The 15406-nt window shown below is 64.7% G+C and carries 15 protein-coding genes; 12 read left to right on the forward strand and 3 right to left on the reverse strand.

What is annotated here, in order from left to right; translation table 11 throughout:
- Nucleotide 1: 1 nt before the first annotated feature.
- From JQ566_RS03895 to JQ566_RS03905, 3 genes are all read left to right on the forward strand, one after another.
- A complete protein-coding gene (locus JQ566_RS03895; protein ID WP_212370243.1) occupies nt 2-1741 on the forward strand; it encodes a nitrilase-related carbon-nitrogen hydrolase in 1740 nt (579 codons plus the stop codon).
- Between the two features lie 22 nt (nt 1742-1763).
- Nucleotides 1764-2525: an SDR family NAD(P)-dependent oxidoreductase gene (locus JQ566_RS03900; protein ID WP_212370245.1), complete on the forward strand. Its 762-nt coding sequence runs from the start codon at nt 1764-1766 to the stop codon at nt 2523-2525.
- Nucleotides 2526-2698: 173 nt separating this feature from the next.
- Nucleotides 2699-3691 carry a Bug family tripartite tricarboxylate transporter substrate binding protein gene (locus tag JQ566_RS03905; RefSeq protein ID WP_212370248.1) on the forward strand — a complete coding sequence of 331 codons (993 nt, stop codon included), beginning with the start codon at nt 2699-2701 and terminating at the stop codon, nt 3689-3691.
- A gap of 7 nt (nt 3692-3698) precedes the next feature.
- On the opposite strand, the gene JQ566_RS34795 is transcribed toward JQ566_RS03905, so the two are convergent.
- Nucleotides 3699-3821, reverse strand: coding sequence for a hypothetical protein (locus tag JQ566_RS34795; RefSeq protein WP_283809889.1), 123 nt, complete (start codon nt 3819-3821; stop codon nt 3699-3701).
- A 91-nt stretch (nt 3822-3912) separates the two neighbouring features.
- Complete coding sequence (locus tag JQ566_RS03910) at nt 3913-4149, reverse strand: hypothetical protein (RefSeq protein WP_249139174.1); 237 nt, start codon at nt 4147-4149, stop codon at nt 3913-3915.
- 269 nt (nt 4150-4418) lie between these two features.
- Here JQ566_RS03910 and JQ566_RS03915 point away from each other — a divergent pair, with 269 nt between their 5' ends.
- The gene (locus JQ566_RS03915; protein WP_249139175.1) at nt 4419-5708 is read left to right on the forward strand and encodes a c-type cytochrome; all 1290 of its coding nucleotides are present in this window, start codon (nt 4419-4421) and stop codon (nt 5706-5708) included.
- A 32-nt stretch (nt 5709-5740) separates the two neighbouring features.
- On the opposite strand, the gene JQ566_RS03920 is transcribed toward JQ566_RS03915, so the two are convergent.
- Complete coding sequence (locus tag JQ566_RS03920; RefSeq protein ID WP_212370250.1) at nt 5741-7711, reverse strand: 4Fe-4S binding protein; 1971 nt, start codon at nt 7709-7711, stop codon at nt 5741-5743.
- Between the two features lie 218 nt (nt 7712-7929).
- Here JQ566_RS03920 and JQ566_RS03925 point away from each other — a divergent pair, with 218 nt between their 5' ends.
- The 8 genes from JQ566_RS03925 (at nt 7930) to JQ566_RS03960 (ending at nt 15403) form a co-directional block, all read left to right on the forward strand.
- Nucleotides 7930-8616 (forward strand): biotin/lipoate--protein ligase family protein, encoded by a 687-nt coding sequence (locus JQ566_RS03925; protein ID WP_349643303.1) that lies wholly within the window; start codon nt 7930-7932, stop codon nt 8614-8616.
- Nucleotides 8613-9152, forward strand: a complete 540-nt coding sequence (locus JQ566_RS03930; RefSeq protein ID WP_212370252.1) for a DUF6505 family protein — start codon at nt 8613-8615, stop codon at nt 9150-9152. The genes JQ566_RS03925 and JQ566_RS03930 overlap by 4 nt, the downstream gene beginning before the upstream one ends.
- A complete protein-coding gene (locus JQ566_RS03935; protein WP_212370254.1) occupies nt 9149-10156 on the forward strand; it encodes a DUF6352 family protein in 1008 nt (335 codons plus the stop codon). The genes JQ566_RS03930 and JQ566_RS03935 overlap by 4 nt, the downstream gene beginning before the upstream one ends.
- Nucleotides 10153-10668, forward strand: a complete 516-nt coding sequence (locus tag JQ566_RS03940) for a DUF3305 domain-containing protein (protein WP_212370256.1) — start codon at nt 10153-10155, stop codon at nt 10666-10668. The genes JQ566_RS03935 and JQ566_RS03940 overlap by 4 nt, the downstream gene beginning before the upstream one ends.
- Nucleotides 10665-11297, forward strand: coding sequence for a DUF3306 domain-containing protein (locus tag JQ566_RS03945; RefSeq protein WP_212370259.1), 633 nt, complete (start codon nt 10665-10667; stop codon nt 11295-11297). Before JQ566_RS03940 ends, JQ566_RS03945 begins: the two co-directional genes overlap by 4 nt.
- Nucleotides 11298-11428: 131 nt before the next feature.
- Nucleotides 11429-12208: a molecular chaperone TorD family protein gene (locus tag JQ566_RS03950; protein WP_212371483.1), complete on the forward strand. Its 780-nt coding sequence runs from the start codon at nt 11429-11431 to the stop codon at nt 12206-12208.
- Nucleotides 12209-12236: 28 nt separating this feature from the next.
- The gene (locus JQ566_RS03955) at nt 12237-12446 is read left to right on the forward strand and encodes a twin-arginine translocation signal domain-containing protein (RefSeq protein ID WP_212370261.1); all 210 of its coding nucleotides are present in this window, start codon (nt 12237-12239) and stop codon (nt 12444-12446) included.
- A 14-nt stretch (nt 12447-12460) separates the two neighbouring features.
- Nucleotides 12461-15403: a formate dehydrogenase subunit alpha gene (locus JQ566_RS03960; RefSeq protein ID WP_212370263.1), complete on the forward strand. Its 2943-nt coding sequence runs from the start codon at nt 12461-12463 to the stop codon at nt 15401-15403.
- Nucleotides 15404-15406: the final 3 nt, after the last annotated feature.

Raw genomic sequence — 15406 nt, forward strand, 5'->3', positions numbered from 1 at the left:
AATGTCCACCATTCACAAGGTCGCCGCCGTCCAGTTCGAGCCGACCATGTTCGAGAAGGCGCGCAACATCGCGCGCCTGCTCGAGCTCTGCGAGCAGGCGGCGGCGGCCGGTGCAAAGCTGATCGTCACGCCGGAGATGGGAACGACCGGCTATTGCTGGTTCGACCGCGCCGAGGTTGCGCCGTTCGTCGAGACCATCCCGGGACCGACCACGAGCCGCTTCGCGGCGCTCGCGCGCAAACATGACTGCTACATCGTCGTCGGCATGCCCGAGGTCGACGAGGACAACATCTATTTCAACACCGCCGTCCTGATCGGGCCTGACGGCATCGTCGGCCGTCACCGCAAGACGCATCCCTATATTTCCGAGCCGAAATGGGCCGCGGCCGGCGACCTGCACAACCAGGTGTTCGAGACCCCGATCGGGCGGATCGCGCTGCTGATCTGCATGGACATCCACTTCGTGGAGACCGCGCGGCTGATGGCGCTCGGCGGTGCCGACGTCATCTGCCACATCTCGAACTGGCTGGCGGAGCGCACCCCGGCGCCTTACTGGATCAGCCGCGCCTTCGAGAACGGCTGCTATGTCATCGAGAGCAACCGGTGGGGGCTTGAGCGCACGGTGCAGTTCAGCGGCGGCAGCTGCGTGATTGCGCCGGACGGGCAGGTGATCGCCGTGCGCGACAAAGGCGACGGCGTGCTGCTGTCGGAGATCGATCTCGACGCCGCGCGGGCGCGCCGCGTGCTTGGGGAGGCCGTCTTCGCGCAACGCCGGCCGGAACTCTATCCGGAGCTCTTGACCGACACCTTCAGCTGGAACCCGCGCGACTTCTTCGGTCTCTACGGCCACGAGCCATGGCCGGCCGGAAAGACGTCGCAGGTCAGTGTCGCGCAATTTGCGCCTTGCGATGACGTCGACCGGAATCTCGAGGCAATCGCAGCACTTGCGCGCAAGGCCCGCGCGGAAGGCGCGGATCTCGTCGTGTTCCCGGAGCTTGCAGTGACCGGTCTCGGCGATCCCGCGACATCGGCGCAGCCGATACCTGGGCCGGTGACCGATCGCCTCGAGGAGCTTGCCAAGGAGCTGGGTCTCTATCTCGTCTGCGGCCTTGCGGAGCGCGCCGGGGACACGCTTTACAACAGCGCCTGCCTTGTCACGCCGGATGGGGACATCTCGGTCTATCGCAAGACGCATCTCACCGCCGACGAGCGAAGCTGGGCGACGGCCGGAGAAGGCTGGACCGTCGTCGACACGCCGATCGGCCGCATCGGGCTATTGATTGGCCACGACGCCTCGTTTCCGGAGGCGGGCCGGGTGCTGGCGCTGCGCGGCTGCGATCTCATCGCCTGTCCTGCCGCCATCAAGGCACGCTTCAGTTCGTCGCATGCCGGCACGGAGGTCGAACAGCCGATGCCGATTCCGACCGGCCCGGATCCGCTCCACTGGCATCATTTCCGCGTTCGCGCCGGCGAGAACAACCTGTTTTTTGCCTTCGCCAATGTCGTCGATCCCGAGCGCGGCTATCCTGGGCTCAGCGGCGTATTCGGGCCTGACACGTTCGCGTTCCCGCGGCAGGAGGCGATCGCAACCGGCGGCACGGGGCTTGCAACCGCGCCGGTCGACACCACCAATCTCGACAGCGTCTATCCGACCAATGTCGTGCGGCGAAAGGATCTGGTGTCGATGCGCATGCCGCACAGCTATCGCGGATTGGTCAAAATGGCTGCGAGCAACTACTGAATCAAGAAAAAGGAAGCGGACCATGGATCTGGGACTCAAGGGCGCAAAAGTTCTCGTCACGGGAAGCACCAGGGGAATCGGCCGGGCGATCGCCGAGACCTTTGCCGCCGAGGGCGCCGACGTGGGTGTGTGCTCGCGCAATCTCGCCGAGGTCGAAAGCACGGTCGCTGCGCTTGAGGCCAAGGGCGTCGCGGCCTATGGCGGTGCGGTCGACGTCGCCGACGCCGCGATTCTGAAGAGCTGGGTCGGCGATATGGCGTCGAAGCTCGGGGGCATCGATGTCGTCGTCGCCAATGTCAGCGCACTTGCGATCGGACAGGACGACGAAAGCTGGCAGAAGGAGTTCTCGACCGACATGATGGGCACGGTGCGGCTCGTGAACGCGGCCATGCCGTATCTGGAGAAGAGCAAGGCCGGCGCGATCGTCACCATCTCCAGCGTCTCCGGGCGCGAGGTCGATTTCGCGGCCGGCCCCTACGGCACCTTCAAGGCCGCCATCATCCACTACACGCAAGGTCTCGCCAATCAGCTCGCGCACAAGGGCATCCGCGCCAACTCGGTCTCGCCAGGCAACACCTATTTCGAAGGCGGTGTCTGGAACAGCATCAAGGACAACAATCCCGAGCTGTACAAGACGGCGCTCGCGCTCAATCCCACTGGCCGGATGGGCACGCCGCAGGAGATGGCGAACGCAGTCGTATTTCTCGCAAGTGGCGCCGCCAGTTTCATCACAGGAACGAACCTCGTCGTCGACGGTGCCTTGACGCGCGGTGTGCAATTCTGAGGCATGAATGCTGAAGCGCGAATCTGTCATCCATGTCAGAATTGACCGCGTGATCGCGCAGGGTCGGTGCTGCCTCTGCTGCCCGCAGAGTGCAGGGCAGCGATCTCCCCGTGTGGATTTTCGGGGGCCCTCATTCGTGCAAGATAATCCACTAGGTTCCGAATATGTAGACGATGTCCCTCTCACGGCGAGAACTGCTCGATACGGCGGCGCGCCTCACGGCGCTGGCTGCCTGGCCCGGTGGTGCAACCGCCGACGATTACCCCTCCCGCCCCGTCAAGCTGGTCATTCCCTATACGGCCGGCGCTGCGGGTGATCAGATCGGACGTCCCTGGGCCGACAGGATCGCCCCGCTGCTGGGGCCGGTCTATGTCGAGAATATCGGCGGCGCGGGCGGTGCGATCGGCTCCGCCGCGGTGGCGCAGAGCGCACCGGACGGTTACTCGCTTCTGCTTGGCAATGGCAGCACCCAAGTGACGATTCCGCTGTCGACGGCGCAGCCTGCCTACGACACGGTTCGCGATTTCCGTGCCATCTATCGGCTGATTACAAGCACGCTTGCATTCGCAGTTCATCCGTCCCTGCCGGTGAAGGATCTGCGGGAGCTGGTAGCTTTTGCGAAGGCCAATCCGGGCGGGCTTTCCTATGGCACGCCGGGGGTCGGCACCGGCAATCATCTCGTCGGAGAAATGTTCAGGCAGCAATCGGGTCTTGCGGCGGGCTTGGTCCACGTCCCTTACCGGGGCATGGGGCCTGCGACCAACGATCTCGTCAGCGGCCAGATCAACTCGGTGATTGCGGTGGTCTCGAGCCAGCTCCTGCAATTGCACTTTGCGGGCAAGCTGCGGCTGATCGCCGTGACGAGCGACCGGCGGCTGAGTGGTGCGCCGGACATTCCGACGGTCATCGAATCCGGCATGTCCGGCCTCAGATATGCCGGCTGGTTTGGCTTGTTTGCCCCAAGAGCAACCCCGGATGCGATCGTGCAGCGGATCGCTGCGGCGACCCGCACGGCGATGGCTGATCCTCAGTTGCAGGAAAGCTATCGTTCGCAAGGTCTGGAGCCGGACATCGATTCAGGCCCCGATAAATTTCAACGCCTCGTCGAGGACGAACTCACGCGCCTCGCGCCCGTCGTCAAGTCGATCGGGCTCAAGCGCGACTGAGCGCTTCTCAGAGACGCACTCCGGTCGTAGCAAACGCCTGGGCGACGGGCTCCTGAACGCGATTCAAGATCTCCATCCCCGCAACTGCGATCACCAGGGCCGCGACGCAGCCAAGCAAAAAAGCCTTCATCCTCAGCCTCCCTCGATTGGACCAGCAAGCCATCTATACGACACGGCCTGTCGCCGGCAAGCTCGTTGATCGCTCCAAGGTATCCGCGGTCCTATGGGCTCTTGAACACGGGATCGGCGGAAAACGCATTGCCCATTAAGCCAAGGGACTGAAGCTCGGCGCTGTTCAAATCGACTTCCAGGATTGCGAGCAGCAGCGCGAGCACGACGGCAACGAGGGCGAGGACAGGGGAGGCTTCTCGCGCACCGGGATCTTGCAAGCCATCAATGGCACGAAGAACGCGCAGCCGCGCAATCATCCGCAGAATTGGCCCCGTTCGCCCCTGCATGCCGTCTTCCTTGACGTGAGCAGCCAGAATCTAATGTCTGGGCCATCGGCATTCAAGCGGAGGATGCCGCGAGTTGGGTTGTTGCGCTGCAACGGTTCGGAACGGAAGGAGCCATTGCAAGTTTCTTGCAAGCTTAGTGAGCGCAGGCCGCTCCTGCGGGATCATCCAAAACCACGACGGCACCGGCCAAGTAGACCGTTTCAGGATATTCATTTCCGTTGCCTGTTCTGGCAATCTTGAGAGCGTGAATGTCAGCAGGGCAGCCAGGAATGAACAGATCACCTTTGTGCACGAAGGTGGCCGCAGCGCTGTGGGCCATCCTTGCCGCATCGTCCGTGCACGCCGACATGGTCGGACACGGTGGCCCGATACGGGCTCTTGCCATCTCGCCCGATGGAGACAGCCTTCTCTCCGGCAGCTTCGACACGAGGGTCATCCGCTGGTCGCTCAAGACGGATACCGCAGAGCAAGTGCTGCGGTATCATGCTGATGGCGTCAATGCCGCCGTCTTCTTGAAAGATGGCCGCATGATCACGGCCGGCGCCGACGCACGAATTGCGGTGTGGACGGCGGGCCGGGTGGAGCCGGACCGGGTGCTGGAGGGACATGTCGCTCCGATCGTGGCGCTTGCTGTGTCGCCCGATGGGGCGCTTCTCGCATCGGCTTCATGGGACCGGACGGTGCGGCTCTGGTCGCTATCGGACGGCGCGTCCCGCGTGCTCGAAGGGCATACGCAGAACGTCAACGGCGTCGCCTTCCTGCCGGACGGCAGACTTGTCAGCGTCGGCTACGATCTTGCGCTGCGCATCTGGCGTTTGCCGGATGGCCAGCCTGAAACAGTGACGTTGCCGGCGCCGCCGAACGCGGTGGCCGTGGCGGGGGATGGTGAAATCGTCACAGGCGCGGTCGACGGCAGGCTGCGCATGCTGACCGCGGACGGCAAGGTCAGCGGCGAGGTCGCAGCCAGTCCGACACCGGTGGTGGCCCTGACGATGTCGGCGGACGGCGCGCTGATCGCTGCGGCAGGCATCGGCGGCACAGTGGCGATCATCGATCGCAAGTCGCGCAACCTGCTGCGCACGCTGGTTGGATCCGGGTTGCCGGTGTGGTCGGTCGCCTTCCTTCCAGATCGCGAGACACTCATGACGGGTGGTGCAGACGGCAGGATCAGGCGCTGGAATGCGCGCACCGGCGATCCCGTCGGCACAGGCCTGAGCGGCACACCGGCCGATCCGCTCGCCGCCTATGCCGGCGATCATGGCGCCGATGTGTTTCGGGCGTGCGTTGCCTGTCACACGCTCTCGGACAAGGAGGTGCAGCGTGCGGGCCCGACGCTTGCGGGACTATACGGCCGCAAGATCGCTTCGCTCCCGGGATATCGCTTCTCCGATGCGCTGAAGAGGATGGACATCGTCTGGACGCCGGAAACGGTCGCAAGACTGTTCGAAATCGGGCCGAATACCTACACCCCCGGCACCAAGATGCCGGAGCAGCGCATCGGCTCGGCCGAGGACCGCCGCGCACTCACCGAGTTTCTGGGCCGCGCGACGTCGCGATAGCGGCCGCTTCCGGCCTTGCGGCGATGTCTCGTCTAGTCCTTGCCGTTGCGCTGGCGTAGATAGTCGTCCGTCGTCCGCGGCGGCGTTCGTTCCGGAACGCCCTTGAACGGATCGAATTGCTGTTCGCTCATGACGATGACGCGGCAGTCTGCGCACATCCTGAGTGTCTCGATCCGCTTGTCGCCGGCCGGATACATCCAGTGCCGGCCTTCGAGCTTGGCAGCGATGCGGTCGATCGTGCTCTTCACGCCGAATGGCGTGCCGCAGCGGATGCAGAGTGCGGGCTCCTCTTCCTTGATAATCGCGGCGGGAGCGCGCGCGGCGCGGAAATCGATCTGCGGCTTGAGGCTGATGACCTTTTCCGGACAGGTGCTCTGGCACAGGCCGCATTGCACGCAGGCATCCTCGATGAACTTCAGCACGGGCCGCTCGGGGTCGTCGCGCAGCGCGCCGGTCGGGCAGGCCGAGACGCAGGAGAGGCACAGCGTGCAGCCACCGGTATCGACGGTGATTGCGCCGATCGGCGCACCCTGCGGCAGGGCGATCACGTCGACCGGCTGCGGCGCCACTCGGTGCAACTCGCCGAGGGCGAACCGCAAGAGGTCGCGCCGCTTGCCGACGGTCTTGAAAGTCGCGGGCGTCGCGACCGCGGCGAGCGCGCCGATATCAGTCAAATGCTCGCCGAGCGCATCGGGATCGTCCGTTTCGATGGTGGCGAGGCGACGGCCCGCAAATCCAAGACCGCCTAGGATGGCTTCGGCCATCGCGATCGTCTGCGACAATCCAGTCACATCGTGGCGCGGCTTGGCTCGGAGCAGGAAGCGCACAGCGGATACGCCATAGGCGAAGGCGCCGACGATAGCTTCCAGCCCCACCTGCGTGAGCTCGTTGACGGCAAAGGGAAGCACGTTCGCCGGCAGGCCGTCGCCATGCCGCGCGAGGGCCTCGATCAGAGGCGTGCCGTGCGGGCCGTCGTGAAAAAGCAGCACCGCATTCGCGCCACCGGCCTCGCGGTAGGCGAGCAGCATCGCGCGAATTCTATGGAGCTGTGTATCGGCGGGCGGCAGCGCGTAGGAGACCGCGCCGGTCGGGCAGGCAGCCGCGCATTGGCCGCAGCCCGCGCAGACGTTCGGATCGATTGCGACATGATCGCCGTCAGGCGTGATCGCCCCGGTCGGGCAGAGATCGAGGCAGCGATGGCAGCCCGTGCGCTTCGAGCGCGAATGGGCGCAAAGAGCGGGCGCAACCTCGACATATTTCGGCTTGTCGAAGCTGCCGACGAGATCGCGCGCGGTCAGCACGGCGCGCAGCACCGCAGCGGGATCTTTCGGGTCGGCGCGAAGATAGCCGTCACGCAGGTCGTGGGCGGGAAACAGCGGCAAATCGCCGGACAGATCGAGCACGATATCGCAGCGCGAGGTGACGCCGCTTCGCGGCGGGTCCAGCACGTAACGATCGCGCGAGGAGGGGCGGGGACGCGCATAGTCGTCGATTGCAAGCTCAAACGCGCCGAAATGTCCCTTCGCGGAGCGGATCGTGCCCTTCACGATCGGGAAGACCGTTGCAGTTGGCGGCACCGTGTCGTCGAGCTGCTTCAGCATCACCGTGACGTCGAGGTGATCGGCAAGCAGGCGGCCGGCCTCGATCGCGGCCTCATCGCGGCCGTAGATCAGGATCACGCCCTCACTCGACAAGGTGACGAGCTGATAGTCCGGGGCCGGGATGGAGGCGGATGCGAGCAGGGCGGCCATTTTTGCGCCGGTGCGCGCGCCGTCGCGGGACCAGCCGGCCGTTTCGCGGATGTTGACGAAGCTGATTGCATCAGGCCGTTCGCCGGCCTCGTCCGAAAACTGCGCCGCCTGCTGCGTGCAGGCGACCGTCAACACGCCTTCCGCCGCCGCAATCTTGCGGAAATGATCGAGCTCCGCACCGCAGAGGTGGCGAAAGCTCTTGACGTCGCAGTTCGGGCATCCGCGCCGGATCGCAGCCACGTCGAGACGCATCGTGTCTTCGCACGAGCAGATCAGGACGGTCTTCGCTGGCTGCTCCAGGTTAACCTCTCCGCCATTCGGACGCCGACGACGGACTCGCGCCGGGCCTTCCCCTCGTATAGACATTATTCATCGGGAAGAAAAGGAAAGCGGAGGACGGCCTGCCGTCGACCCCAGTGAGCCAAGTTTCCCTGGCGGAACCGATCCACCTGCCGCCGCCGTTCACATTGGTGCGGCTGCGCGAGAGTGGCGATGCTTTTGCCCATGCATGCCGCATTGCACCGGACAGCGGCGCCGGAACGCTCGTCTATGTCGGCCGCTTCGACCTCGCAGAGTTCGCCGTGGTGCTCGAGCCGGCCGAGCCGCTGCGCAGCGCCCGGCGCGCGTTCTACGCTTGTATGGTCGCGCTCACGGATGCGCTGCGCGCCTATGCGCCGCCGAGCAAGCCCATCACGATCGGCTGGCCGGATGCGGTCAGGATCGACGGGGGGCTGGTCGGCGGCGGACGGATGGGGTGGCCTTTCGCCGCCGACGAGGATGCGCCGCCGCCCTGGCTGGTATTCGGGGCCATGATCCGGACGGTTGCCATGAACGATGACGATCCAGGCGTTCACTCGCTGGCCTCGGCACTCGACGAGGAAGGCTTTGGCGAGGCTGGCGCGGCGCAGATCACGGAGAGCTTCGCCCGGCACCTGATGCTAGCGCTGGACGGCTGGCGGGTCGATGGCTTTGACAGCGTCGCGCGCGACTATCTTACGCGGTTGCCGCGTGAAAGGCAGACAGTTCAGCGCATCGATGATTGCGGCGATGTCCTGACGCGCCGCATCGGGACGGATACGATCGAACGAAGCGACCTCGTCCAGGCGCTCGCGACGCCGTCCTGGCTTGATCCGGCCCTCGGAGGACCGCGCCTGTGAAGCTCCTGCGGACCATCGCTCTCGATCCCTCCGACACCTTCGTGTTCGACGTGGCGGCGGAGCCGGGCGAATGGGCCGTCTCCGGCGCTTTCCGCTTTTGGGAGTGCGACGGTGCGAAGCTCGAGGGCAAGGCGCGGGCGGCGTTTCGCGGCGGTTTCCTCGGGGTGCAATCCTGGGGCTGGTCGACGCTGGTGCAGATCGTTCCGGCGACCGAAGAGGATTACCGCGACCTGGTCGATCTCCTGGCCAGGCAACTCGTCGATCGTTTCGGCGCGCCGGACATGGCGGCAGCGAAGGCGGCAGCGGAAGAGGAGGTGGCGTTCTCGCAGTCCCTCTGCAGCCATCCGGTCAGCTCGCTTATTGCAGTGCACCGCACCTCGAGCGATGGCGAGGTCCGCGAGTCCTTTCGCCGGCTGCAGCTCCGGGAAGGGCAGGGACATGGCAAGGCGTTCTCGTTCATGGAAATTGAGGATGACGTCCAGCCTGACGGCGATCTCAGGCTTGCGGATCTGGGCCGGGAGCCGACCGTCAGATGAACGATTTCTGGATCGCCTGTGGTCATCATCTGCTCGATCGCGACGAGGGCGGTGGGCTCCGTGTCACCGACGAGTTCCTCAAGGCCTATTTCGCCCGTCCCGAGCTGATGCCGCCGGACGACGCCTGCCCGGTCGAACGCCGGCTGCACCGCGAATTGCTCGCCGACCCGCGCCAGGCGGTCAGCGCCGGCGAAATCGCCGGGATCGTCGACGCCGATGCCCGGGAGAATTGGCAGTTCGTGCTGGCGTTTCGCGATCTTCTGTTGCGGCATCCGACGCTCGAAGCCGCCTATCTTGCATCGGTGCGATCAGGCACGAACGATCTGCCGCCGCTGTTCGTCAACCAGCTCGTGCACGTCATCCTGCGGAACGCACTCGATGGCTGCGATGACCCGTTCGTGCTGCGCGCGGCCGAATTGTTCTTCCGGACCCAGCGCATCCTGCCGCATGAGCACGCTTTGTTGCTCGGCGACGAGGAGATCGTCGGCGGCCGGAGCCCGACCCCGGTGCTCTCTCTGATGTCGATGCTGGGCGCCACCACCGATGCGGTGGTCGACGTGTTGAGCGAGGAGAATGCCGAGGCCTATTGGCACCGCAGCGACCAGTTCGACATGGCCCTCGACCTTGCGGCGGGCGGCCGCGGACCGGCTGCGCTGGCGCAGGCGATGACGCGCTGGGTCTCCCATCTGCTCGGCGTCGACGTCTTGATCGAGCCGCTACGCGCGCTGCAGGAAGCAAAGCTCACCTGGTATGTCGGGCTCGATGCCGATGCCACGAGGCTTGGCGATCGTCTGTGGCACGGCGAAGACCTCAGCGAGCGCGACGCGGATCGTGTGCTCGCGCTGTTCCGCCTGACGTTTGCGGATTCGAGCCGCGCCCTTGACGATGTCGGGGGTGAACCGGTCTACCTGATCCTGTCGATGACGGCGGATCAGAAGCTCCGGATGAAGCCGCAGAATCTGTTGACCGGGCTGCCGGTGAAATGCCTGGAGATGGCGACATGAGCCCTGCGGCGTTGCCGTCCCTCTCGATTGCCGTCGGCGTCGTGGTCGAGCGCCGCAAGGCCGACTCGCCCTGGGTCGATTTCATCTGGCGTGGAATTGCCGTCCTGCCGGACGAGCCGGTGACACAACCCTGGACCGTGCTTCGCGAGCAGGACGGCACGACCCTGTTCTATGCCGGAAGCGCGACCGTCGATCTCTATCCGTCGGAGACGGCGCGCTATCGCGACAATCTCGCCTCCGGCAGTCCGAGCGTCTGGACCGTGCTGTCGCCCTCGGAAGGCGACTGGCCCTATGCCGTCACCGCGGTGACCGCCGACCCCGCTGAGGGCGAAGGCTTTACCGAAGCCGCCGACAATCTCGTCGAGGCGGTGCCGATGCCGGAGGTGCTGCGCGAAGCGATTGAAAGCTTCGTGGCCGAGCACCATGTCGAGCGGGAATTCGTCAAGCGCAAGCAGCGCCGCGCCGACCCGGAGGCGCTGGCGCGGCGCGAGCATGAAGGCGGACAGGAATGAGTGAGGAGGAATTCCTTGCACGTTGGTCCCGCCGCAAGCGCGAATCGCAAGCGGAGTCGGCGAAGCCTGTCGCTGCGCAGCCCACGCCGCCGTCCGAGGCCAAGGACGGGGCCAAGGACGAGGCCAAGGACGACGAGGGTGCGTTCGATCTCTCGAGTCTGCCGTCGGTCGACGAAATCAATGCCGCGACCGACATCACGGCCTTCCTCAGCAAGGGTATTCCTCGGGAGTTGAGCCGTGCGGCTCTTCGCCGCGCCTGGGCGACCGATCCCGCCATTCGCGACTTCGTGGGGCTTGCGGAGAATGCATGGGACTTCAACGATCCGACTGCGATGCCGGGTTTTGGACCGCTGGATTGCTCGTCGGAAGAGCTCGCCGCACTGGTCGATCGCATTGTCGGCGGAGTGCGCGAGGCGGCCCAGTCTCTCCCCGAGGCGTCGATCGAAACAGCGGATTCTTCGGCGGAATTGCATCGAGCCGATGTGACGGTGGTTTCCAATGTCCAGCCGCCGGATGAGACAGTGCGCCTGGCAACCCCTGCTGCAGTGCAACCGACAGCGGCTGACAGATCTGCGGAATCTGCTGAGCCCATCAAGCCCCATACGCACGGTGGTGCACTGCCGCATTGAGCAGCACGACCAAAGGCTATAGGCCGAGGCTATGGCAGGCGATTGACGGTCCGTGGAACCGGGATTACGCTATCTACTGCTTTGTAACAAAAGCGATAATCAAGCAGACGGGACTCGGATGGGAGGTCCACGTGCGTGATGATGGGCTTGATCGCGCGATCGACGCCGCAGGCGGCATCGCTCAACTTGCGCGCAAAATAGGCATCAGCCAGCCCTCCGTGTCGAATTGGTCCCGCGTGCCCGCACAACGGGTGGTTGCAGTCGAGACTGCCACTGGCGTTTCCCGGAATGATCTGCGGCCAGATCTCTACAATGAGCAAGCCGTCCCAGCGGACCTCATCGATCCCGTCGATGCTGCGCGCGCGCAGGAATATGCGCTGCTGGCAACGTTGCTGTCCGCGCCGCCGTCGAAACGATTGCTTGAGCAGCTTGCGGCATTGACTGGCGACGCGACGCCGCTCGGGCGCGCGCATGCGGCGCTGGCCGACGCCGCCTCGAATGCCGTCGCAGCGAAAGTCGAGCGGGAGTATTTCGACCTGTTCGTCGGGCTCGGCCGCGGCGAACTGCTGCCCTATGCCTCCTATTATCTCACGGGCTTTCTCAACGAACGGCCCTTGTCGCGCCTGCGCGGCGACCTGACGACGCTCGGCATCGAGCGGGCTGCCAACAATTCCGAACCCGAGGATCACGCCGCCATCCTGTGCGAGATCATGTCGGGCCTTGCCGGCGGTCGCTTCGATGCCTCGCCCGCGGCGCAGCGCGCCTTCTTCCAAGAGCATGTATCGCCCTGGATGGGGCGGCTGTTCGCAGACATCGAGAGCGCCGGGGATGCGCGTTTCTATCGAGTGGTCGGCGCGCTCGGTCGCACCTTCATGGAAATCGAGATGGAAGCATTCACATTCGCCAGCTGACCGAGGCGCTCGGTCTGGGAGAGATGCGATGAGTGACGAGACGAAAGCAAAGGTCGGACGCCGCGATTTCCTTCGCAAAGTCGGCCTGGGCACGGCCGGTGTCGGCGCGACACTTGCGACACCGTTGGTCGGGTCCGCGCAGGCCGACAGCGAGAACAACGATGAGAAGCGCAAGGCGCGCTACAAGGAATCCGATCACGTGAAGGCGTACTACCGCGTCAACCGTTATCCGGCCTGAGAGGGAGGCTGCCCGTGCTTATCAAGCGAACACACCAGCGTTCCGATCGCCGAGGTTCCGTCGCCGAATCGCTTGCGGGACAGGGCGGGGGACTTGATCGTCGCAGCTTCCTGCGCAAATCCGGTGTTGCCGGCGGCGCGCTTGCTGCGCTTGGCACCATGCCGCTCGGCAGCATGCGCAAGACGCAAGCGGCCGCTGCCGGTCCGCTCACCGCAGGCGCGACCGTCCGCAAGAGCATCTGCACGCATTGCTCGGTTGGCTGCACGGTGACGGCCGAGGTCTTGAACGGCGTATGGATCGGCCAGGAGCCCAGCTGGGATTCGCCGATCAATCGAGGCTCGCATTGCGCCAAGGGCGCTTCGGTACGCGAACTCGTGCACAGCGAGCGGCGGCTGCGCTATCCGATGAAGCTCGTGGGCGGGCAGTGGACACGCGTGTCCTGGGACAGCGCGATCAACGAGATCGGAGACAAGCTTCAAGCTGTACGCGAGAAGTCGGGCCCCGATTCCGTCTATTGGCTCGGCTCGGCCAAGATGACCAACGAAGGCGCCTACCTGTTCCGCAAGCTCGGCGCATTCTGGGGAACCAACAACACCGATCACCAGGCCCGCATCTGCCATTCGACCACCGTCACCGGCGTCGCCAATACCTGGGGCTACGGCGCGATGACCAACAGCTACAATGACATCCGCAATGCGAAGACGCAGATGATCTTGGGCGGCAATCCGGCAGAGGCGCATCCGGTCTCGCTGCAGCACCTGCTCGAGGGAAAGGAGCTGAAAAAAGCCAACTTCATCGTCATCGACCCGCGCCTGACGCGCACCGCCGCGCACGCCACGGAATATGTGCGGATGCGGCCGGGCACCGACATCCCCATACTCTATGGCATGATGTGGCACATCCTCCAGAATGGCTGGGAGGACAAGGAGTTCATCCGGCAGCGGGTCTACGGATTCGACGATGTCCGCAAGGAAGTGGAAAAGTGGAATCCGGAAGAAGTCGAGCGCGTTACCGGCATTCCCGGCGAGCAGCTCAAGCGCGTCGCCAAGATGTTTGCCACCGAGAAGCCGGCCACGCTGATCTGGGCCATGGGCCAGACCCAGAAGACCGTCGGCACCGCCAACGTGCGCGCCAGCTGCATCCTGCTGCTGATGACCGGCAATGTCGGCGGAGAGGGCATGGGCGCCAACATCTTCCGTGGCCATGACAACGTGCAGGGCGCGACCGATGTCGGACTCGATATCGTCACGCTGCCGTTCTACTACGGCCTCGCCGAAGGCGCCTGGAAGCATTGGTCGCGGGTCTGGGAGGTCGACTACGACTTCCTGAAGTCGCGCTTCGACTCCAAGCAGATTATGGAAACTCCCGGCATTCCGCTGACCCGCTGGTTCGAGGCGGTGACGCTGCCGAAGGATCAGGTCGCGCAGAAGGACAATGTGAAGGCGGTGTTCGTGCAGGGACACGCCTCCAACAGCATCACCCGCATTCCCGAGTCCCTCAATGGTCTGAAGGCGCTCGAGCTGCTCGTCATTGCCGACCCACACCCGACGACCTGGGCGTCGCTTGCCGTCGAGGCGGGCCGCAAGGATGGCGTCTACATTCTGCCGGTCGCCACGCAATTCGAGTGCAAGGGCTCGCGCGTCGCCTCCAACCGCTCGCTGCAATGGGGCGAGCAGATCGTGAAGCCGATCTTCGAATCGAAGGATGATCTCGAGATCATCTATCTGATGGCGAAGAAGCTCGGCATTGCCGACCAGATGTTCAAGAAGATCAAGGTCGAGAACAATCTGCCTGAAGCCGAAGACGTGCTGCGCGAGATGAACCGCGGCAGCTGGTCGACAGGGTATTGCGGACAATCGCCCGAACGCCTCAAGGCGCACATGAAGAACCAGGCGAAGTTCGACATGCTGACGATGCGCGCGCCGAAGGACGATCCCGAGGTCGGCGGCGATTATTACGGCCTGCCTTGGCCGTGCTGGGGATCGCCGGAGGTCAAGCATCCCGGCACGCCGTTGCTCTACAACACCAATCTGCATGTGATGGATGGCGGCGGCACGTTCCGCCCGCGTTTCGGCATCGAGCGCGAGGAGAAGCTGCCGGACGGCACGACGCGGAAAGTGAGTCTGCTTGCCGACGGCTCGTACTCGCAAGGGTCGGGGATCCAGGACGGCTATCCGGAATTCACGCTGGCGAGCCTGAAGAAGCTCGGCTGGGACACCGAGCTCACCGAAGCGGAAATGGCCGTCATCAACAAGATCAATCCCGCCAATCCGGGCGCTGTGTCGTGGGCGCTGGACTTGTCGGGAGGCATCCAGCGCGTGGCGCTGGCGCATGGCTGCGTTCCCTATGGCAACGGCAAGGCGCGCATGCATGCCTTCGGCTTGCCAGATCCGATCCCGGTTCACCGCGAGCCGATCTACACGCCGCGCGTCGATCTCGTCGCCAAATACCCGACGCTGCCCGACGCCAAGCAGTTCCGGATGCCCAATATCGGCTTCTCCGTGCAGAAGGCCGCGGTGGAGAAGGGAATTGCAAAACAGTTCCCGCTCATCCTGTCGTCTGGCCGCCTGGTCGAATATGAGGGTGGCGGCGAGGAGACCCGGACCAACCCGTGGCTCGCCGAATTGCAGCAGGACATGTTCATCGAGATCAACCCTGCCGACGCCGCCGAGCGCGGCGTCAAGGACGGCGGCTGGGTCTGGGTCACGGGAGCCGAGAACAATTCCCGGGCAAGGATGAAGGCGCTCGTCACGGAGCGCGTCGGCAAGGGGGTTGCCTGGATGCCCTTCCACTTCGGTGGCTGGTTTGCGGGCAAGGATCTTCGCGGCAACTACCCGAAGGGCACCGATCCGATCGTGCTCGGTGAAAGCGCCAACACGATCACCACCTACGGATACGATCCCGCGACGAACATGCAGGAGGCCAAGGTCACTCTCTGCCAGATCGCGGCGGCATAAGGA

Source organism: Bradyrhizobium sp. SZCCT0231 (genome assembly GCF_018130245.1).
In the GTDB taxonomy this organism is placed as follows: domain Bacteria; phylum Pseudomonadota; class Alphaproteobacteria; order Rhizobiales; family Xanthobacteraceae; genus Bradyrhizobium; species Bradyrhizobium japonicum_F.

What these genes read in the sequence shown, in the direction of transcription:
- JQ566_RS03895 (WP_212370243.1), top strand. Translation starts at nt 2, where the DNA reads ATGTCCACCATTCACAAGGTCGCCGCCGTCCAGTTCGAGCCGACCATG.
- JQ566_RS03900 (WP_212370245.1), top strand. Translation starts at nt 1,764, where the DNA reads ATGGATCTGGGACTCAAGGGCGCAAAAGTTCTCGTCACGGGAAGCACC.
- JQ566_RS03905 (WP_212370248.1), top strand. Translation starts at nt 2,699, where the DNA reads ATGTCCCTCTCACGGCGAGAACTGCTCGATACGGCGGCGCGCCTCACG.
- JQ566_RS34795 (WP_283809889.1), bottom strand. Translation starts at nt 3,821, where the DNA reads ATGAAGGCTTTTTTGCTTGGCTGCGTCGCGGCCCTGGTGATCGCAGTT.
- JQ566_RS03910 (WP_249139174.1), bottom strand. Translation starts at nt 4,149, where the DNA reads ATGCAGGGGCGAACGGGGCCAATTCTGCGGATGATTGCGCGGCTGCGC.
- JQ566_RS03915 (WP_249139175.1), top strand. Translation starts at nt 4,419, where the DNA reads ATGAACAGATCACCTTTGTGCACGAAGGTGGCCGCAGCGCTGTGGGCC.
- JQ566_RS03920 (WP_212370250.1), bottom strand. Translation starts at nt 7,711, where the DNA reads ATGCGTCTCGACGTGGCTGCGATCCGGCGCGGATGCCCGAACTGCGAC.
- JQ566_RS03935 (WP_212370254.1), top strand. Translation starts at nt 9,149, where the DNA reads ATGAACGATTTCTGGATCGCCTGTGGTCATCATCTGCTCGATCGCGAC.
- JQ566_RS03940 (WP_212370256.1), top strand. Translation starts at nt 10,153, where the DNA reads ATGAGCCCTGCGGCGTTGCCGTCCCTCTCGATTGCCGTCGGCGTCGTG.
- JQ566_RS03945 (WP_212370259.1), top strand. Translation starts at nt 10,665, where the DNA reads ATGAGTGAGGAGGAATTCCTTGCACGTTGGTCCCGCCGCAAGCGCGAA.
- JQ566_RS03955 (WP_212370261.1), top strand. Translation starts at nt 12,237, where the DNA reads ATGAGTGACGAGACGAAAGCAAAGGTCGGACGCCGCGATTTCCTTCGC.